This window comes from Bradyrhizobium sp. (assembly GCF_036735945.1).
Lineage (GTDB): Bacteria > Pseudomonadota > Alphaproteobacteria > Rhizobiales > Xanthobacteraceae > Bradyrhizobium.
Genome location: NZ_DAINNI010000003.1, coordinates 85,683 through 105,107 on the forward strand (window position 1 = coordinate 85,683; position 19,425 = coordinate 105,107).

The 19,425-nt window shown below is 62.9% G+C and carries 20 protein-coding genes; 7 read left to right on the plus strand and 13 right to left on the minus strand.

Features of this window, described 5'->3' with window-relative positions; translation table 11 throughout:
* Positions 1 to 21: 21 nt before the first annotated feature.
* The 3 genes from V7E26_RS02060 to V7E26_RS02070 are packed head-to-tail and all read right to left on the minus strand — an operon-like array spanning position 22 to position 2,134.
* The gene (locus V7E26_RS02060; RefSeq protein WP_324412952.1) at positions 22 to 438 is read right to left on the minus strand and encodes a hypothetical protein; all 417 of its coding nucleotides are present in this window, start codon (positions 436 to 438) and stop codon (positions 22 to 24) included.
* A 15-nt stretch (positions 439 to 453) separates the two neighbouring features.
* Entirely contained in the window at positions 454 to 1,686 is a 1,233-nt protein-coding gene (locus V7E26_RS02065; protein ID WP_324412954.1) for an HlyD family secretion protein, read from the minus strand.
* Entirely contained in the window at positions 1,679 to 2,134 is a 456-nt protein-coding gene (locus V7E26_RS02070) for a hypothetical protein (protein WP_324412956.1), read from the minus strand. Before V7E26_RS02070 ends, V7E26_RS02065 begins: the two co-directional genes overlap by 8 nt.
* A gap of 145 nt (positions 2,135 to 2,279) precedes the next feature.
* Between V7E26_RS02070 and V7E26_RS02075 the strand changes: the two genes are divergently transcribed.
* Positions 2,280 to 2,732, plus strand: coding sequence for a hypothetical protein (locus V7E26_RS02075; protein ID WP_324412958.1), 453 nt, complete (start codon positions 2,280 to 2,282; stop codon positions 2,730 to 2,732).
* Between the two features lie 31 nt (positions 2,733 to 2,763).
* The gene (ppk2, locus tag V7E26_RS02080; RefSeq protein WP_324412960.1) at positions 2,764 to 3,576 is read left to right on the plus strand and encodes a polyphosphate kinase 2; all 813 of its coding nucleotides are present in this window, start codon (positions 2,764 to 2,766) and stop codon (positions 3,574 to 3,576) included.
* Between the two features lie 42 nt (positions 3,577 to 3,618).
* On the opposite strand, the gene V7E26_RS02085 is transcribed toward ppk2, so the two are convergent.
* From V7E26_RS02085 to V7E26_RS02105, 5 genes are all read right to left on the minus strand, one after another.
* The gene (locus tag V7E26_RS02085) at positions 3,619 to 4,056 is read right to left on the minus strand and encodes a hypothetical protein (protein WP_442893340.1); all 438 of its coding nucleotides are present in this window, start codon (positions 4,054 to 4,056) and stop codon (positions 3,619 to 3,621) included.
* Between the two features lie 175 nt (positions 4,057 to 4,231).
* Complete coding sequence (locus tag V7E26_RS02090; protein WP_324412962.1) at positions 4,232 to 5,905, minus strand: SulP family inorganic anion transporter; 1,674 nt, start codon at positions 5,903 to 5,905, stop codon at positions 4,232 to 4,234.
* Between the two features lie 231 nt (positions 5,906 to 6,136).
* Complete coding sequence (locus tag V7E26_RS02095) at positions 6,137 to 6,511, minus strand: response regulator transcription factor (protein WP_324412964.1); 375 nt, start codon at positions 6,509 to 6,511, stop codon at positions 6,137 to 6,139.
* 219 nt (positions 6,512 to 6,730) lie between these two features.
* Complete coding sequence (locus tag V7E26_RS02100) at positions 6,731 to 7,351, minus strand: response regulator transcription factor (RefSeq protein WP_324412966.1); 621 nt, start codon at positions 7,349 to 7,351, stop codon at positions 6,731 to 6,733.
* A gap of 8 nt (positions 7,352 to 7,359) precedes the next feature.
* Complete coding sequence (locus V7E26_RS02105; protein WP_324412968.1) at positions 7,360 to 9,171, minus strand: sensor histidine kinase; 1,812 nt, start codon at positions 9,169 to 9,171, stop codon at positions 7,360 to 7,362.
* A gap of 314 nt (positions 9,172 to 9,485) precedes the next feature.
* On the opposite strand from V7E26_RS02105, the gene V7E26_RS02110 reads away from it, so the two are divergent.
* The gene (locus tag V7E26_RS02110) at positions 9,486 to 10,169 is read left to right on the plus strand and encodes a helix-turn-helix domain-containing protein (RefSeq protein ID WP_324412970.1); all 684 of its coding nucleotides are present in this window, start codon (positions 9,486 to 9,488) and stop codon (positions 10,167 to 10,169) included.
* Positions 10,170 to 10,196: 27 nt separating this feature from the next.
* On the opposite strand, the gene V7E26_RS02115 is transcribed toward V7E26_RS02110, so the two are convergent.
* Entirely contained in the window at positions 10,197 to 11,309 is a 1,113-nt protein-coding gene (locus V7E26_RS02115) for an AI-2E family transporter (RefSeq protein ID WP_324412972.1), read from the minus strand.
* 136 nt (positions 11,310 to 11,445) lie between these two features.
* Here V7E26_RS02115 and V7E26_RS02120 point away from each other — a divergent pair, with 136 nt between their 5' ends.
* A complete protein-coding gene (locus tag V7E26_RS02120) occupies positions 11,446 to 11,901 on the plus strand; it encodes a hypothetical protein (protein WP_324412974.1) in 456 nt (151 codons plus the stop codon).
* A 107-nt stretch (positions 11,902 to 12,008) separates the two neighbouring features.
* Here the strand turns inward: V7E26_RS02120 and V7E26_RS02125 are convergent, their stop codons facing one another.
* On the minus strand, positions 12,009 to 12,404 hold the full coding sequence (locus tag V7E26_RS02125) for a phasin family protein (protein ID WP_324412976.1): 396 nt from the start codon (positions 12,402 to 12,404) through the stop codon (positions 12,009 to 12,011).
* Positions 12,405 to 12,498: 94 nt separating this feature from the next.
* Between V7E26_RS02125 and V7E26_RS02130 the strand changes: the two genes are divergently transcribed.
* Positions 12,499 to 13,146: a CoA transferase subunit A gene (locus V7E26_RS02130; RefSeq protein WP_324412978.1), complete on the plus strand. Its 648-nt coding sequence runs from the start codon at positions 12,499 to 12,501 to the stop codon at positions 13,144 to 13,146.
* A 3-nt stretch (positions 13,147 to 13,149) separates the two neighbouring features.
* A complete protein-coding gene (locus V7E26_RS02135; RefSeq protein ID WP_324412980.1) occupies positions 13,150 to 13,800 on the plus strand; it encodes a 3-oxoacid CoA-transferase subunit B in 651 nt (216 codons plus the stop codon).
* A gap of 37 nt (positions 13,801 to 13,837) precedes the next feature.
* On the opposite strand, the gene fabI is transcribed toward V7E26_RS02135, so the two are convergent.
* The 3 genes from fabI to V7E26_RS02150 are packed head-to-tail and all read right to left on the minus strand — an operon-like array spanning position 13,838 to position 16,901.
* Positions 13,838 to 14,629 (minus strand): enoyl-ACP reductase FabI, encoded by a 792-nt coding sequence (gene fabI / locus V7E26_RS02140; RefSeq protein WP_324412982.1) that lies wholly within the window; start codon positions 14,627 to 14,629, stop codon positions 13,838 to 13,840.
* Positions 14,626 to 15,840 carry an acetate/propionate family kinase gene (locus V7E26_RS02145; protein WP_324412984.1) on the minus strand — a complete coding sequence of 405 codons (1,215 nt, stop codon included), beginning with the start codon at positions 15,838 to 15,840 and terminating at the stop codon, positions 14,626 to 14,628. The genes fabI and V7E26_RS02145 overlap by 4 nt, the downstream gene beginning before the upstream one ends.
* Positions 15,841 to 15,845: 5 nt before the next feature.
* Positions 15,846 to 16,901: a phosphate acetyltransferase gene (locus tag V7E26_RS02150; protein ID WP_324412986.1), complete on the minus strand. Its 1,056-nt coding sequence runs from the start codon at positions 16,899 to 16,901 to the stop codon at positions 15,846 to 15,848.
* Positions 16,902 to 17,157: 256 nt separating this feature from the next.
* Here V7E26_RS02150 and pflB point away from each other — a divergent pair, with 256 nt between their 5' ends.
* Positions 17,158 to 19,425, plus strand: a complete 2,268-nt coding sequence (gene pflB / locus V7E26_RS02155) for a formate C-acetyltransferase (RefSeq protein ID WP_324412988.1) — start codon at positions 17,158 to 17,160, stop codon at positions 19,423 to 19,425.

The following is a 19,425-nucleotide window of genomic DNA, read 5'->3' on the forward strand; positions in this document are numbered from 1 at the left end:
CCGGAGCCTGTTGAGGGGAAGCTAGGGCGCGGGGCAGCGCGCGTACTTGATTTCCATGCCCGAGATGCCCGGAAACAGCCGGATCACGGTATTGGCATCGACTTCCTTGAGGCTGAACTGCACATTCTGCAGCATGATGTCGGAGGCGCAGGCAGCGAGCAGGTTGATATCAGTACCATCGACCTTTTTTGCCTTGATCCGACAGCGTCCGTACTTGCCCGTGATGTGGTCGCCCTCGATGATGAAGCCGCCGCCATAAACGTCCGACGAGTCGGCGAAGCTCACTTGCGGACCCTTGCGCACAAAAACCTTGGCGCAATTGTCGGCGTCGCCCGCCCATGCGCCGTCGAGATCGAAGGCAAACGCCGAGCCAGACAGCCCGAGCGACGCGCTGATCAGACCCATCGCAATCGCGGCGCTAGCAGATAAACGTTTCATGTTATTTCACTCCCCTCAGTGACCGCTCATCACCAGCGTCTTGATCGGCAGCAACAGCGCCTGGATGCGCAACAAGAGCGCATGTACCAGCGCGGTCGCGTCGACGGCATGAAGCGCAAACCCTTTCAGTTTTCCAGTCTTCGGGTCAGCGATCGCATCGTGGTTGCTGGTATAGGCATTGACGATACAGCTTGAGCCAGGCGTCACGCCTTCCAGCCCGCCCTTGTAGAGCGGTTCAAGGAACGCGAGGATCGTCCCCGGCTGCCGCAAGCTTTGCGGATCGACCAATTGCTCGCCAGAGCGAAACTGCCCTGCGGCGATATAGTCCTGCACGGTCGTGACCACGAGCGGAATGATCACCCACGGCCGTGAGATGCAGGTCGCTTCCGCGATCATGCCCGGCTTCATCACCTGCGCTTCGATCTGCCCGAAGCCAGCCTGCAGCGTGTTGCGCCCCGCGCCTTCGGGGATCAGCACGCCGGCCGGTCGCATCATCTGGTTGACGACGTCGCCGGCGCGCACCAGGAATTGCTCGACGCGACCGTCAACGCCGGCCCGCACATAGGTCTTGTCGAGATCGACCTGCGCCTGCGCCAGTTCCGCTTCAGCGCTTGCCTTCTCGGCGGGCAGCAGCGTCGAGACCCGCAACGCGGCCGATTCCCTTACAGCGTTGGCCGCATCGAGGCCGGATTGCCGCTGGTCAACCATCACCTGCAGCTTCTCGATGTCACGCTGTGGCACGATGCCGGGATTGCGGCGCTGCAGTTCGGTCTTCACCTCCAGCTCATCCCTGGCCTGCTGCAAGGAGGCCTTTGCCTCGCCGACCTGAGCCTCGGTCTTCACGACATCGGCGCGCGCGTGGATCAGCGTTGCATCGACTTCGGCAACCTTGCGCCTGGCGGTTTCCAGCGCCGCCGCCTGCTTCGAGCTGTCGAGCCGGAACAGGATATCGCCTTTCTTCACGTCCTGGGTGTAGCCGACGTTGACTTCGGCGACGCGGCCGGAGCCTTCGGGCAGGATCGGTATGGTTCGGAAATAGATCGCCGCGGAGGTGGTCGAGGGATGGAAGTAGAAGATCATGGTGATCAGCGAGACCGTAAGCATCAGGCAGCCGGTAATGCCCCAGCGCAGTTCATACCAGACCGAGAAGAAGGTGATCTCCTTGCCGAACCGCTTGCCCTGCCGATAGCGGCGGTAGAGATAGTCCGGGACGATCGTCACAAGCGAGCAGATCATCAGCTCAAGCATGGCTGCGTACCTCCTCCTTGGCGGCCGGCTTGGCGCCGGCGTGCGCGACCGGAGGCTCGTCGAGATCGGGTTCAGGCTCAGGCTTGGCATCCGGAGCGCCCGGCGTGGCATCGGCAATGCGCTCGACCGATCCGGCGATGCTGCGCAGCGGCGAACCGAAATCCGGAAGGTCGATCATGGCGAGCAGCAGGCCCGCGATCCAGAAAATGTGCATATGGGTAAAGAGCGAGATCAGGCCGAGAACCGCCACGATCTCGAACTGCAGCTTGTGGGTCCTGTGCGCCATGCGCTCCGGCAGGCTGTGCAGCTTCCAGTACAGCGTACCTACCCAGAGAATGGTCCCGACGAGAAAGAGACCCATCACCACCATCAGGGTGTCCGACCCGTCCGGGCCGGGAATGAAGAACGGCAGATGGTGGGGGGCTAACGGATGCATCTGGTCGCTCAAATCTGTTCTCCCGTAGATCGCCCGCGCCACAACAGTGCGGAGCGCTCCCGGATTTTGCTTGATTTGGATCAAGAAGTGCCCGGCGCAAGCGATCCTAGCTTGAACCGAGCAGAGTTGGCCAGAGGCTACTGCGGAGCGATTGGACATGTCCAAGATCGACGACCTGATCCCCAACGCAAGGGAAATTCAGCAGCAGGCAGCGCACAAGGAAGCCCAGAAGGCCGATGAGCACGCCAAGCGCTTTGCCGCTGCCGAAGCCGAAAAGCATGCGCTGATCGAGCGGCTCAGCAAGCCGTCGGGCCTGTCCGAGGAAGAGAAGGTCAAGCTCGCCTCCACCGTGATCCAGCGCGCGGTGCGAAGCGGACTGTCCGAAGTGCAGGTCTACCGCTTCCCGAATTCGCTTTGCACCGACCATGGACGCGCCATCAACCAGATGGAGAGCGGCTGGGAAAAAACACTGCGGGGTATCCCAAAGGAAATCTACCAGCTCTGGAGCGACTACCTGCAGCCACGCGGATACCGCATCCGCTACCAGATCATCGAATTCCCCGGCGGCATGCCGGGCGATATCAGCATCACCTTCAGTTGGGGCGGCTAGGCGTTCCATATTGCACAACGGATCATTGCACATGGCCAAGGAAGACACCAAGGACGAAACTCCTTCGAAGATGAAGCGGAAGGAATATGAGAAGGAGCTGCGCAAGCTGCAGGTCCAGCTCTGCCATCTGCAGGATTGGGTGAGAGAAAAGAAGCTGAAGGTGATCATCCTGTTCGAGGGCCGCGACGCCGCCGGCAAGGGCGGCACCATCAAGGCCCTGACGGAGAAGGTGAGTCCGCGGGTTTTCCGCGTCTGCGCCCTGCCCGCGCCGTCCGACCGGCAAAAAAGTCAACTGTTTGTGCAGCGCTACATCGAGCAGTACCCCGCCGGCGGCGAGATCGTGATTTTCGACCGCAGCTGGTACAACCGCGCCGGCGTCGAGTATGTCATGGGCTTCTGCAGTCTGCAGGAGCACAAGCGCTTTCTGGAATTGTGTCCGATCGTCGAGAAGTTCGCCGTCGACGCCGGCATCATCCTGATCAAGCTGTGGCTCGAGGTCGGAATGGAGGAACAGGAACTCCGCTTCAATGCCCGTATCGAGGATCCGCTGCGGCAGTGGAAGCTGAGCCCGATGGATACCGAATCGTTCGGCCGCTGGTACGATTATTCGCGGGCGCGCGACATGATGCTGGAGGCTACCGACACCAGGCACGCGCCATGGCGCCTGGTCCGCTCCGACGACAAGCGGCGCGCGCGGCTCAACGCCATCGCGCACATCCTTCAGGTGATCCCGTACAAGAAGATCGCGCGCGACAAGGTCAAGCTGCCGAAGCGATCGCACAAGGGCCGCTACGACGACCAGGCCAGCCTGCGCAGGATGAAATTCGTCGAGGAACGCTATTGAAGCGTGCGGGAGCCGCCCAGGGCAGGCTCCCGCGCTCGTTGATCATTGCATCACGATGGTGACGCCGCCGACCGCCGCCGAGGCTTCAACGCCGACCCGCGGTCCTGAGAGCTGCAGGATCACGCCATTGGCGTTCTGCAACTGCACGCCGCCGGCCCCAGCCGCGAGCGCACCGCCCGCTCCACCCACGGCATATGTGCCGGCCAGATCGCCGGCGCTACGCAGGTTTATCGCCCTGCCCGTGAACTTGCTGGTCGAGGCGCCGATGGTGAAGCCGACGCTCATGCCCGACACCGTGAACGGGTACTTTTTGCCGCGGAAGCTGAGCACGCCCTTGCCACCGCCGACACCCACGATGAAGCCGCCCTTGGTGAAGACGACGGCCACCTGGCCGACTTCGGCAAGGCTTGGCGCCGCCATGCCGGCCGAAGCCAAAAATCCCAGCGCGGCTACCAGCATCATCCTTCGGTATTTCGTCATTACGCTTCCCCTCCAAGTTTTGAGCCCGGTTTGAATTGCCGCGCTGCCGCCCCGCCGTCGAATAACCGAGCGATGCTGTGCCGGGCGGATTTGGACACCTGCACGGAGCGTGGCGATGCTCGTGCAGGCTCAAGTGGCGGACCTTGATTCAAGTCAACGAAAGCCGGTCTTGAGATCACGCGGGCCTGAGGTCGCCGAGCACGCTGTCCATCCGTTGGGTCCAGTTGGCGCTGTCGGTCTTTTCCGCCAACCCGTCAGCCTGCAGGACGTCGCGGACCTGCCCGCGGGCGCCGACGATCTGGAATGCGATGCCGCGCGCGGCGAGTTCGCCATGGAGGTCGTGCAGCATCCTGGCGCCCGCCAGATCAATGAACGGGGACGACGAGAGACCGCAGACGACCAGTTTCGTGCCTGGCGTCGCACCGACCTTTGCGAGCACCGTGTCCAGGACGGTTTCGGCGTTGATGTAGAGCAGCGACGCTTCGGGACGGAACGCGACGATGCCGGCGAGCGGCTCGACATCCGGGTTTCGCGCGCTGTCGGCGTAGCGCCCGGTGCCGGGCAGCCGGCCGAGGAACGCCACGTTGGGGTGCGACGCCCGCGCCAGCAGCAGGAAGATGGAAGCGAGCGCGGCCAGCAAGATACCCTGGAGAATGCCGAGCAGCAGCACCGACCCGAGCGCAATCGCCGCCGCATAGAAATCGATCCGGCTGATCCGCCACATGCGAACGAGAGCTGCGACATCGATGAGCTTGTAGACAGCGGTAAAGACGATCGCCGCCAGCACCGCCTTGGGCAGGTTCGTCAGCAGGCCGGTCAGGAACAATAGGCAGATCGCCAGCGTGACCGAACAGATGATCAGGGCGAGCGGCGTGCGGGCGCCGGCCTGGTCATTGACGGCGGATTGCGACAATCCGCCCGCTACCGGATAGCCGTACCCCAGCGAGACCGCGAGGTTGGCGGCGCCCAGACCCAGGAACTCCTGCCGCACGTCGAGGGCATAGCCATGCTTGGCGGCAAAGCTTCGCGCAGCCGAGACGCCTTCGATATAGGCGAGCAGCAAAATGCCGGCGGCGAGCGGAAACAGTTCGTCCGGTTCCAGCAACCCGAAGGTCGGCATGGCGAGACTCGGCAATCCCTTCGGTATCTCTCCGGTGACGGCGACGCCGAGTGCCGGCAGCCCAAGGACCGTCGCCACGACGATCGACAGGATGACAACGCCAAGCCCGACCGGTCTTCCCGGCAGGAACCTTGCGCCAAGAAGCAGCAATACAATCGCAGCAAGGCCAACCGCCAGAACGATCATATGCATGTCGCCAAGCTGGCTCACAAGCTTGACGGCACGGTCGAAAAAATTCCGTCCGCCGCCTGCGACGCCGAACAGGCTCGGCAACTGCGTCATGATGATGGTGAGGCCCGCGCCGGCCTTGAAGCCGACGAGGATGCTGTCGCTGACCAGACGCACGAGCATGCTGAGGCGGAACAACCATGCGATCAGGCAGAGCAACGCGACCGCGACCGCGGCCAGGCTTGCGATCTGCGCGTAGCGGACTGCATCGCCGGCCGCCAGCGGTCCGACCGTTGCCGCGATCATCAGGGAGATAGCCGAGGTCGGGCCGACCGCCAGTTGCCTGGAGGAGCCGAGCAGCGCATAGCCGATGCCGCCAAGCATGTAGCCGTAAACGCCGATCTGCGGCGGCAGGCCGGCAAGCGCCGCATAGGCCAGCGAGACCGGGATCGCATAGGCCGCGAGCGTGACGCCGGCAATGATGTCGGGTCGCAGCCACGAGGCATGGTAGCCGGCGAGCCACTCGACGGGTGGAAGAAACCTTGACCACTTCGATTTCATGACTAGCGCCCTAGTTAAGCGCTGCGCCACCGCCGCCGGACAGGACGTTCCGAGCAAGGCCTTTTAGCAGTACACGCGCCGATGAACGGCTCGCATCGATAGTATGCTGCGCTCATGATGGCTATAAGCGCCGCCCCTGCTCCGATCCGGATTGATTTGAATCAAGCGCTCCGCGGAATTGGCGCCCTCAGGGTGCCACGCCAGGCGGAGAAGAGCCCGAAGGCCGGCCCCCTACCCAAGACCGGCGGCGGCCCTTCTTACCGGTTCTATCAGCGACTCCGCGGGGAATGGCTTTGTCAAATAGGCCAGACAGCCGGAAGCCATCGCCGCCATTCGCGTCGCATCGCTGTCGTTCCCGGTGATGTAGATCACGGGCAGGAAGACGCCTGCGTCCGCCAGCTGATGGCGCAGTTCGATGCCCGATCCATCGCCGAGATTGATGTCGAGCACGAGGCAAAACGCCTCCGTGAAATCATCATGATCCTGCAGGGCTCTTGCTGTTTCGAACGGCACGGTATCAAAGCCATGCTGCTTGAGCAGCCGCCGCACGCCCTTCAGCATCGAAGGGTCGTCGTCGACAACAAAAACCGCTTTGCTCTGGCCCACGATAACTTGCCTTCGGTTCATAGACCGGCACAGGCCGGGACTATCGGCAAACCCGCAAGACAGACGCTGGTTCCCGAGGAACCCGCGCCCGTTCATTTACGTTCCGCAGGGCTCCCAGCTGCTACGACGCGATAGGCTACTCCCCGCGGAGGACATTCATATTGTCCTTTCGGACACCCGCAAATACGGCCGCATCTCAACATTCGACTTTTGGATGCATCAACGTTCACTCCTGAGTACGCCGAACCGCTCCGCCATCGTGACCAGTTCGGCGAGGGACTGCACCTTCATCTTTTCCATCACCTGATGGCGATGCGCCTTGATGGTGCGCTCCGTCGTTCCGAGCTCATGCGCGATCTGCTTGTTGAGCTTGCCGCGCACGACGAGATCGAGCACCTGACGCTCCCGCGCCGTCAATGCGGACAGCAGCGCCTGTAGCTCCTTCAGTTTTTGCTGCTCGGCGCGCAAGATAGCGTGCCGCGCCATCGCACGCTCGATGGCGCCAAGCAACTCTTGCGGCTCCACCGGCTTGGTGAGAAAATCCTCCGCGCCCGCCTTGATGGCGCGCACGGTCGTCGGCGTATCGGCATAGCCGGTCAAGAACACGATCGGCAGCGTGGAGCCGAGCGCGTTGAGGCGGCCCTGCAGCTCAGGCCCGCTGAGGCCGGGTATTCGCACGTCCAGCAGGATGCAGCCGGGCTCGTCGTCGCTGGGCGGGTGGTCGAGCAATTGTTGCGCCGACGGATAGGTCGCGACCTGATAGCCGGCGAGCGCCAGCCGCCGTTCGATCGCGGTGCGAAAGGACGCATCATCGTCGACCACATGAACGCGCCCCTGCATCCCTCCTCCTATGCAGCCAGCGGCAAGGTGAAATGAAACGCCGCGCCGCCGCCGCTCTGGTTCTCCGCCCAGATCTGTCCTTTGTGGGCGAGAATGATGGTGCGCGCAATGGAAAGCCCGATCCCCATACCCTGAGTTTTAGTAGTGAAGAAGGGATCGAATACCTGCGCAAGCTTGTCGGCAGGTATGCCAGGCCCGGAATCGACAATCGAGATCACCGCCGACGATCCTCCGTTCAGTTCGGTACGGCAGATGACGGTGCGGCCGTACGGCAGTACCGCCATCGCGTCCATGGCGTTGACGACGAGGTTGAGGATCACCTGCTGCAACTGGATCGGATCGCCCTTGATGCGCAGCATGCCCGGAGCGGCCTGCAGATACAGCGCGACATTGCGCGCCGATGCCTGGACCGAAAGAAACTTGAACACCTCGCCTATGATCTCGTTGAGATCGATATCCCTCGTCTCGAACGGCGTGCGCTTGAGGAAAGCGCGCAGGCGGCGGATCACCTCACCGGCGCGCTGATCGTCGCGCTTGATGTCGGCGAGGATCTCCCTGATCTCGCCGAGGTCGGGGTTGTCGGATTGCAGGATCAGTTCTGCGGTCTCGGCATTGGTGAGGATCGATCCCAACGGCTGATTGAGTTCGTGGGCGATCGACGACGATAGTTCGCCGGTCGTTGCCTGCCGATTGACATGCGCAAGCTCCGTCATCCGCTCGTTCGATTCCATTTCGGCGTGCTGTCGCAGGTGGCGCTCATGGAGCAGGAACGTGATCAGCCCCGCCTGGATCAACAGCGCCGATACGATGGCCAGGCTCTGCCAGCGGTATTGTTCGAGGAATGTCGGTTCGTGAAAACGAACTTCGCTGCCGGCGGGCAGGCTCGCCTCGCTGACGTTCCAGCGCTGCATCTGCTTCCAGTTGAAGAGCGGCCTGGAGTCTCGTGTGATCGGCGGAATATCTCCTGCCTGCTCACCACCCAGAATGCGCAGCACGAGTTTGCCCGCGTCTGCTCCGATATCGCGCCCCGTCAGGCTGTGTCCGCCGATCGCACCAGCGTCCAGGAGTGGTTCGGCTCCAACCACGATCGGGCGGTTGGCCTTTTCGGCGATCAATCGCAGGGCGTTGGCCGGTGGATAATAGGTGCCCGCGCCGTCGGAAAACACGCCCGAATAGACGATGGCGCTACGCTCGGGCAAATCGGCAACTCGCTTCAGGATCTCCGCCATCTTCAGCCCGACCAGATCGATCACCTTGAGGCCGGATGTCGCCGCTGGAATCTCATCGCCCCAGTGCCGGAAGAGCGACTGCCGGTCCCAGCTGTCGCCGACCAGGACGATGGTGTCGAGAGCGGGGACCACGGCACGCGCGCTTGTGATCGCATCCGCCAGGGAATTTCTGATGACCACCCCGGTGACGTTTGCGAGCCACCCCAGCCTGGCCAGTTGGACTGCCTCCAGCATCGCGAAAACAACCGGCGTGCCGGGCCATAACTCCTCGCGCCAGCGCAAGGTGTATTCAAGCGTACCGGGGCCGTTTGCCACGATGACGTCGATCTTCCTGTCCCGGTACTTCTCCTTGAGGTACCGCTTGAGGACTTCCTCATAGGCCGCTCCGCCGAACCGCGTCAGATCGAGGTTCTCGCTGTAGGTCGTGAAGCGCCCATCGGCGTCCAACACCTCCCGCAACCCTGCGGACAGCGCATAATAGAACGGTCCACGCAGATTCGACTGGTCGAGCACGAGAACGGAATGCGGCCGCCCTTCCTGCGCGGTCAGACAAGCAGGCAGCAGCAGCGCGAACAAACCAACAATAAACACTCTAGCCGCAATTGCCTTGATCATGCGCCTGGGACCCATCGAGTTGCAGGCGAAACCAACTAACAATCCAATCCTAACACCCTGCTATTTCGGGGAAAACCTGCAGTTGCCGTCAAACCGGGACGTGGCAGTCATATTGACACACATCTCTCCGCCGCCGCACCTTAAGGTTAACCTGTCCTTTGGGACAATGGACCGCCCGGCGCTGATCGGGAGAATGCCTGCATTGTGCGTGGGTTTTCGCGGGATGCGACAGCGGCGTCGCATTTGGGAGTACGAAAATCGAGGCCACCACCCTTCGAAGGAGATGGTCCATGTTTGCCCGCTTTAGCGACACAGCCACCGAGTTTCCGGGAATTTTCGGAGAGAGCCCCGTCCAGAATGATTTATCGCGACGGGTCAATTTGAATGAATTCAGCTACAAGAAGGGGACGGAAATCTTCGGCGAGAGGGAGCCGGCCGATTATGTCTACCAGGTCGTGAGCGGCGCGGTACGGAGTTACAAGCTGCTCTCGGATGGCCGCCGCCAGATCGGCGCCTTCCATCTTGCCGGCGACATCTTCGGACTGGAGATCGGAACCGATCACCGCTTCACCGCCGAGGCCATCATCGATACCACCGTGCGCCTGATGAAGCGGCGCAGCCTCGAACTCGTCGCCGATCACGACGTGGCCGTTGCGCGCAATCTGCTCAGCATGACCACCACCAATTTGCGACACGCCGAGGACCATATGCTGCTGCTCGGACGCAAGACGTCGCTGGAGCGCGTCGCGGCCTTCCTGATCGAGATGGACCGGCGATCGACCGCCGCCGGCGTTCTCGCGCTGCCGATGTGCCGGCGTGACATCGCCGACTATCTCGGACTGACGCTGGAAACCGTGTCGCGCGCATTGTCGCGGCTGCACGGTCTTCAGATCCTCGATTTCATCGGCAACAACCAGCGCCAGATCGTGCTCCGCGACCGAGAAAAGCTGGCAAGCTTCGACCTGCAGAACTGAGCGGCCCGGTCGAGCGGGGCTGCGGCCTCACGCGTTGTCCTGGAGCGCGGTCGGGTGCGCAACCGCGGCCGCGGGCGCCTTCGCCCCGTCGTCGCGGACCCATGCCGTCAGCAATTCCCAGGCCACCGCCAGGATGATCGGCCCGATGAAGAGGCCGACAATGCCGTGCGCCAGCGTGCCGCCGATGACACCGAGGAAGATGACGAGCGATGGCGTGGTCAGGCCGCGTCCCATCACGATCGGTTTTAACACATTGTCGGCGAGTGAGGCCGGCAGCAGGCACGCCGTGATCAGGAGCGCCACCGCAACGGACTTGGTCACCCAGACCCAGATCAGAACGGGAATCACGATGACGGCCGATCCGATCTGAAGGATGCCGAGCATCATCACGGCGAAGGCCAGCAGCCCCGCCTTTGGGACGTCGGCCAGTTTCAGGATGATCCCGATCACCAGCCCCTGCGCGACGGCAATGCCGATCACGCCCTGCGCGACCGAGCGGATGGTCGCGCCCGCCAGCACCAGAAAACTCTCGCTCCGGTCGGCGACCACGCGGGACAGGAAGCGCTCGCTGGCCGCCACCAGCCGCGGCCCGGCCGGAAGCAGGAAGCCGGTGAGCGCGACCGCGACCAGGAACTTGAACGTTCCGACCCCGGCGCCGCCGGCAAGGCCCAGCATCGTGCCGGCCATCGGCTTGAGGTGCGGAGCGAACTCGCGCAGCGCCGAACGAAGATTGGTCGAGGCCTGGTCCCAGAGGACGGCAAGCTGCGGGCCGATGACCGGCCAGTCCTTGACGCCAATGGGCGGCGTCGGGACCGTTAGCGTGCCGGCCTCAAGCTGCGCGGCAAATCCGCGAATCCCCTCCACGGCGCCGAGGCCAAGCCACGTCGCGGGGCCGATGACGATGCCAAGATTGATAAGGGTCAGAACCGTCGCCGCCAGCTTCGGGCGGTCACCAAGCAGACCCGACAGCCACCTGAATACCGGATAAAGCGCGACGGCCAGGACCACGCTCCAGGCGAGGATCGGGATGAACGGCCGCAGCACGACGAACGACCAGTAGATCAGCAGCGCCAGCAGCGCGAGCCGGACCGCGAGCTGGATTTCGTCCTCTCCAGCGAGAAGCTGTCGAATAGGTCGCACGCGGCCCCCCATGTCTGGCACGGCCAAGAATTCCGCCTGAGGTCCCGGATCGGCTTGATTCAAATCAAGGGTCGCCAGCCAGCCTCGGCCGTAACCTTGATCAAAGTATCAGCGGTATCGAGGAGAGGTTTGCAACATGGCTGCGAAGATCGACGACCTGATTCCGAACGCGAAACAGATCCAGAAAGAGGCCGCCCTGAAGGAAGCCCAGAAGGCCGAGGAACACGCCAAGAAACGGGCAGCAGCGGACGCCGAAAAGCAAAAGCTGATCGACAAGCTCGCCCAACCCTCGGGGCTGTCAGAAGATGAAAAGGTCAAGCTCGCCGCCACCGTGATCCAGCGCGCGGTGCGCAACGGGCTGTCGGAGGTCGAAGTCTATCGTTTCCCGAATTCGCTCTGCACCGACCGCGGCCGCGCCATCAACCAGATGGAAAAGGGATGGGAAACGACGCTGACGGGCATTCCAAAGGAAATCTTCCAACTCTGGTCGGATTACCTGCAGCCGCGCGGCTACCGCATCCGCTACCAGATCGTCGATTTTTCCGGCGGCGTGCCCGGCGACATCGGTGTCACCATCAGCTGGGATGGTTGACTTTTTCAGTGAGCTATCGGCCAGCCAGCGCGGCGACCCGCGGACTGCTTCCTCCAATGCATCGGTCATTGAGGGGTGAGCGTCCGCGGGGGTTTCGCTCTGCCCATTTAGCTGCTCTTGGGCGCGAATGCTCCCGTCATCGCCTTCATGGTGGACTCGCCCAAATTCCTCGCCTGATCAGTCATTGTACGCATCTGGTCCTGGAAAAATTCGGACTGGATCTTCATCGAATCCTTCACGTCCTTTGACTTGATCAGCTTGTCGCAGAGGTCGAAGGTCGCGGTCACGTTGCGCTGCATGAGGTCAAAATATTGTTTGGCGTGACCGCCAATGGGCAACTGCGCCGAAGGCAGGTTCTTCTCCAGCATCTGAAAATAATCCGCATTGGCCTTCCGAAGCCGGTCGAGATTTTCGGCCAGCATGGTTCGAATGCCTTCTGGGGACATCGCTTGCTCTGACATCGCGTTCTCCTTCCTTGGGCCATCGGTTTCAATGTCGCGCACGAGGAACCAGAGCCTTGACGCAGATCAAGGTGACGATGCGCGGCGGGGTGCCATTTTTGCGAAGACACCTCCGATCGCATGCCGGAGTCCGACCATGAAATCCGTTTCCGCCGAAGAAGCCGTAGCGATGATCCCTAACGGCGCGAGCATCATGGTCGGTGGCTTCATGGCCGTCGGCACGCCGGTCCGTCTGCTCGACGAACTGGTGCGGCAGAAGAAATCCGGCATCACCCTGATCAGCAACGACGCGGCCGTCCCCGGCAAGGGCGTCGGCAAGCTGTTCGACGATGGGCAGGTGTCGAGCATGATCGGCACCCATATCGGGCTGAACCCGAAAGCGCAGCAGCAGATGCTGGCCAACCAGATCAAGGTGGACCTGATCCCGCAGGGCACCTTCGTCGAGCGCATCCGGGCCGGCGGCTGCGGCCTCGGCGGCGTGCTGACACCGACCGGCGTCGGCACGCTCGTCGAACAGGGCAAGCGGAAGATCGAGGTCAATGGCAAGACGTTCCTGCTCGAGACCGCGCTGCGCGCCGATTTCGCGCTGGTACATGCCTTTCTGTCCGACTATGTCGGCAACCTCTCCTATGCGCTGACGGCGCGCAACTTCAATCCCGTGATGGCGATGGCCGCCGATACCGTGATCGTCACGGCCGAGCACATCGTGCCGGTCGGCGTGATCGGCCCGGATCATGTCGTGACGCCCGGTCCCTTGGTCGATTACCTCGTCGCGAACGGGTGACCCATGGATGCACAGACCATCATCGCCCGCCGCGTGGCGCAGGAGCTTCGCTCCGGTAATCTCGTCAATCTCGGCATCGGCATTCCGACGCTGGTGGCCAACTACGTACCCGCAGGACTGAACGTATTCTTTCAGTCCGAGAACGGGCTGATCGGCACCGGGCCGATCCCGGAACAGGGCATGGCGCATCCGCTGCTGACCGATGCCGGCGGCAGGCCGATTAGCGCGCTGCCTGGTGCTGCGATATTCGACAGCGCGATGTCGTTCGGCCTGATCCGCGGCGGTCACGTCGACATCACGGTACTGGGTGGCCTGCAGGTCGATGCTGGCGGTCACCTCGCCAACTGGATGATTCCGGGCAAGATGGTGCCGGGAATGGGCGGCGCGATGGATCTCGTGACCGGTGCCAAGCGCGTCATCGTCGCCATGCAGCATGCGGCCAAGGGCAAGTCGAAGATCGTCGCCAAATGCAGCTTGCCGCTGACATCGGCACGTCCCGTCGACATGGTCGTGACCGATATGGCCGTCATTGCCTTTCCCGACGGCCGGGCCACGCTGGTGGAGACGGCACCCGGCATCGAGGTCGCAGAGGTTCTGGCGGTCACTGAAGCCGAACTCGTCATTCCCGACGAAGTCTCGGTAATGAAGCTGTGAGCCGAAGGCGCCGCGGACGATATCGCTGCGATCGCCCTCAATCGATGATGTGGTAGCCGCCGTCGATATAGAGCACGCTGCCGGTGATCAGCTTGGCGCCGTCGAGCGCGAGGAAAGCGGTCGCCTTGCCGACATCGTCAATACTGACCAGGCTGCGCGCCGGCGCCTGCGACTGCGCCTTGTCCATCAGTTCGTCGAACTCGGGAATGCCCGACGCCGCGCGGGTCGCGAGCGGCCCCGGCGAAATCGCGTGGACGCGGATGCCCTTGGGGCCGAGTTCGGCCGCGATGTAGCGCACCGCGGCTTCAAGCGCGGCCTTGGCGACACCCATCACGTTGTAGTTCTTCACCACCATCTGGCTGCCATAATAGGTCATGGTGAAGATGGTGCCGCCGTTCTTCATCAAAGGTTCCGCCAGATGCGCCATGCGCATGAACGACCAGCAGGACACGTCCATGGTTTTCCGGAAGCCTTCGCGGTCGACATCGACCACCCGGCCGTGCAGCGCGCCCTTGGGCGAGAAGGCGATGGAATGGAGCAGGAAGTCGAGTTGTCCCCACTCCTTCTGGATTTTGTCGAACACCTTCTCCGTTTCACCTTCGACCATGACGTCGAGCGGCATCAAGAGCGGCGCCTCCAGCGCCTTGGCCAGCGGTTCGACGTGCTTCCTGGCCTTTTCATTCAGGTAGGTCACCGCAAGCTCGGCGCCCAGCGCGCGAAACGCCTTGGCGCAACCCCACGCGATGGACTGGTCATTGGCGATGCCGACGATCAGTCCCTTCTTGCCTTTCAGCGCGACACTGGTCTCGGGAAACACCGGGATGTTCATGACACTCTCTCGCGTTTCTGGTCTGGCGATTGCCGGTTCATCAGCAGCGCCAGCGTGTGCTGCGCAATCATCAGCTCTTCGTCGGTGGGAACGACATAAACCGGAATGCGGCTGTCGGATCGCGAGATCCGGGTGGCGTGGCGGGCATTCTCCGCCGCATCGAGCGTGACGCCGAGCCAGCCCAATTTCTCCGCTATGCGCGCGCGGATCGACGACGAGTTCTCACCGATCCCGGCCGTGAATACGAAGCCGTCGATCCCCTGCAGCGCGGCGGCCAGCATGCCGGCGCTGAGGCCGATCCGGTAGACGAAGTAATCGACCGCAAAGGCTGCGCGCGGATCGGCGCTGCTCTCCAGCTCGCGCATGTCGTTGCTGACGCCGGACAGGCCCTTCAGCCCGCAGTCACGATACAGGAAATTCTGCACTTCCGGGGCCGACATGCCCTTTTCGGCGATCAGGTAGAGCACGACGCCGGGATCGATCTGGCCGGGCCGCGTGCCCATGGCAAGGCCATCGAGCGCCGTAAAACCCATCGTGCTTTCGACGCTTCGTCCACCCTTGATCGCACACATCGATGCGCCGCTGCCGAGATGGGCCACGATCACCCGCCCGCCGGCGATATCAGGCGCAATCTGCGGCAGGCGCCTGGCAATATACTCGTAGGACAGGCCATGGAAACCGTAACGCCTGACACCTTCGGCATGAAGGTGGTGCGGGATCGCGTAATGATCGGCGAGCGCATCATGGTCGCGATGGAACGCGGTATCGAAGCACGCGACCTGCGGCAGGGTTGGGAAGTTGTTCAGCAACGTCCGGATCGGCGCCAGATTATGCGGCTGGTGCAACGGCGCCAGCGAGACATATCGCTCGAGCCTGGTCACCACGGCATGATCGATCAGCACCGGTCGCGCAAAATCCGGACCGCCATGGACCACACGATGTCCGACCGCGATCGGCGTGATGCTGTTCTCCTCGCGCAGCCAGGCGCCGGCAACCGCCATGGCTGCGGGTACGTCGGCGACAGCCTCGATCGGATAGGCGCGATCGGCCAGCGGATCGCCGTTCGGTCCGCTTGCCCGCATGCGCGGCCGGCTGCCGATCCCGTCCATCTGGCCCTTGATCTGGCGGCGCAGGCGGCCTTCGCCCTCCACGGTGAACACCTGGAATTTGACGCTTGAGGAACCGGCATTGACGACAAGGATCGTGTCCATGGCGATCACGCAGCGGCGATGGGTGACTTGCGGCGGCGCGCGTCGGCATGCAAGGCCGCCACCGCGGCCGACGCCATGCGCGAGCGGGCGGAATCGGCGCGTGACGTCAGGACGACGGGCACGCGCGCGCCGAGCACGATGCCGGCACCATCCGCCTTGGCAAAATAGGCAAGGTTCTTGGCCAGCATGTTGCCGGACTCGAGGTCGGGCACCACCAGGATCTGCGCACGGCCCGCGACCTCCGACGTGATGCCCTTGATCCGCGCCGCCTCCATGTCGATCGCATTGTCGAACGCGAGCGGCCCGTCGAGCAGTGCGCCGGTGATCTGCCTGCGGTCGGCCATCTTGCACAGGGCGGCAGCTTCGACGGTGGAAGGTATCTTCGAGGTGACGGTCTCCACGGCCGAGAGGATGGCGACCCGCGGCGTTGTGCCGAAACCCGCTTGATTGAAGAGATCGACGGCGTTCTGGATGATGTCGCGCTTGACGTCGAGGTCGGGGAAGATGTTGATCGCGGCATCGGTTACAAATATCGTTTCGGTATACGCCGGCACGTCCATGACAAAGACGTGGCTGATCCGGCGCGCGGTGCGCAGCCCACCATCCTTTGCGGTCACGGCGCGCATGATTTCGTCGGTGTGCAGGCTGCCCTTCATCAGGACTTCGCCCTTGCCTTCGTGGATGAGCTCGACCCCCTTGCTGGCAGCCGCCGCCTCGGTGGGCGGCGTATCGACGATCTCATAGCCCGAGATGTTCAAATCGTGCCTGGCGGCGACATCCCTGATTTTGGCGGCCGGACCGACGAGGATCGCCTTGATGATGTCGGCTTCCGCCGACCCGATCGCGCCGCGGAGCGAGCTCTCATCGCAGGGATGAACGACAATGGTCGACACCGTGGGAACGCCCTTGGCAGCGGCGATCAGGCGGTCATATTTGGATTTCGTCCCACTCGCTGCAGCTGGCGTGACACTCATTGGCTCGCTCCAATCCTGGGCCTGGGGAACTTGAACGTTGGGTTTCGGCGCTGCTTGTGCGGCGTTCAACCCGCCACGTCGATTCATTGAGGCGCGCTCCGCCGGCGACCTTGATTTAAGTCAACGTAAGCAGCACTCCAGCGCGCTGGTCGCAAGCGTCCGAACAGACTGCACAAATTTTTCGCGAACACGCCCCCACGGCCTTCGCGGCTTGACATAGATCAAGCGTGGCGTCGGCTCGCCCCTACTAGCATCGCCCAAGTGCCTGGCGAGCGACCGATGCGCGGTTGATCATCGAATGAATTGCCAGGCCAACGGGATCGTTCGGCCAGGGAGATTCGTGATGAAGGGCAGCGCGGCGCTCAAGAAGGATGCGGCAACAGATAGCTGGAGGGGCTTCCAACCGGGCGACTGGTCCACTTCGATCAGCGTGCGCGACTTCATCGTCCGCAACGTCACCTCCTATTCCGGAGACGAGAAATTCCTGGCAGGCCCGACCCCGCGCACCAAGGCGGTGTGGGCCAAGCTGCAGCCGTACTTCGCGGAGGAACGCAAGAAGGGGGTGCTGGCGGTTGACGCCGCCAATCCCTCGACATTGCTGGCGCACGAGGCCGGCTACATCGACCGGGACAACGAGGTCGTCGTCGGCCTGCAGACGGATCAGCCGTTCAAGCGGGCGATTTTCCCCTATGGCGGCCTGCGCATGGTCGAGACCGGCCTGAAGGCCGCGGGCTTCGAGCCCGACGCTAGGGTTCACGAGGCCTTCACCAAATATCGCAAGTCGCACAATGACGGCGTGTTCGATGTCTATACGCCCGAGATCATGAGTTGCCGGCGCTCCGGCATCATCACCGGCCTCCCCGATGCCTATGGCCGCGGCCGCATCATCGGCGACTATCGTCGCGTTGCGCTGTACGGCACCGACCGTCTGCTCGAGGTCAAGCGCCAGGAGCGCGCCCAGATCGACGACATGTGGCCGACCGATGAAATCATCCGGATGCGCGAGGAACTGGCCGAGCAAATGCGCGCGCTCGGGGATCTCGCGGAGATGGCAAAGCGCTACGGCTGCGACATCACGCGACCGGCGGCGAATGCGCAGGAAGCGTTCCAGTGGACCTACTTCGCCTATCTCGGCGCGATCAAGGAAGCCAACGGCGCCGCCATGTCGATCGGCCGCATCTCGAGCTTCCTCGACATCTATATCGAGCGCGACCTGAAGGAAGGCACGCTCGACGAAGCGGGCGCGCAGGAGTTGTGGGACCAGTTGGTGCAGAAGCTGCGCATCGTGCGCTTCCTGCGCACACCCGACTATGACGCGCTGTTCAGCGGCGATCCCTACTGGGCGACCGAATGCGTCGGCGGCATGGACCTCGACGGCCGCGCGCTGGTCACCAAAAGCAGCTACCGCATGCTGCATACGCTCTACAATCTCGGCCCGGCGCCGGAGCCGAACATCACCGTGCTGTGGTCCACCCACATGCCGGCCCCCTTCAAGCGCTACTGCGTCAAGGTCAGCAAGGATACCTCGTCCCTGCAATACGAGAATGACGATCTGATGCGCCCGTACTGGGGCGACGACTATGCGATCGCCTGCTGCGTGTCGGCGATGCGGCTCGGCAAGCAGATGCAGTTCTTCGGCGCCCGGGTCAACTTCGCAAAGGCCCTGCTCTACGCCATCAATGGCGGGCGCGACGAGGTGTCCGGTGACCAGATCGCACCGAAGAGCATGCCGGTGGTGGGCGATTTGCTCGACTATGACGACGTGATGGCAAAGTTCGACACCACAATGGAGTGGCTTGCGAAGACCTATGTGCACGCCATGAACTGCATCCATTACATGCACGACAAGTATTTTTATGAGCGGCTGGAAATGGCGCTGCACGATCGCGACATCCTGCGCACCATGGCGTTTGGCATTGCCGGCCTGTCTGTCGTCGCCGACAGCCTCAGCGCGATCAAATACGGCAAGATTCGCGCGGTCCGCGATGCCACGGGCCTCGTCGTCGATTACCAGAACGAAGGCAACACCTCGACGCCGCAATTCGGCAACAACGACGACCGGGTCGATCAGATCGCCTCCGGGCTGGTGACGCGGTTCATGGAGAAGATCCGCAAGCATCCGACCTATCGCAACGCAACCCATACGCAGAGCGTGCTCACCATCACCTCGAACGTCGTCTACGGCAAGGCGACCGGCAACACGCCGGACGGGCGCCGCAAGGGCGAGCCGTTCGGGCCTGGCGCCAACCCGATGCATGGCCGCGACAGCCATGGCTGGCTGGCGTCCTGCCTGTCGGTGGCAAAGCTTCCCTACAAGGATTCGCTCGACGGCATCAGCTACACCGTGTCGGTCGCGCCGCAGAAGGCGCACCTCTCCGAAGCTCAACTGATCGACGAGGCCGCGAAGGCCTTCGACGTCTATTTCGGCCGCGGCGGGTTCCACATGAACCTGAACGTGATCGACAAGGAGACGCTCGAAGACGCGATGAAGAACCCGGACAAGTATCCGCAGCTCACGATCCGCGTGTCAGGCTATGCCGTCAACTTCGTCCGCCTGACGCCGGAGCAGCAAAGGGATGTCATCAGCCGCACCTTCCACGGGCAGATCTAA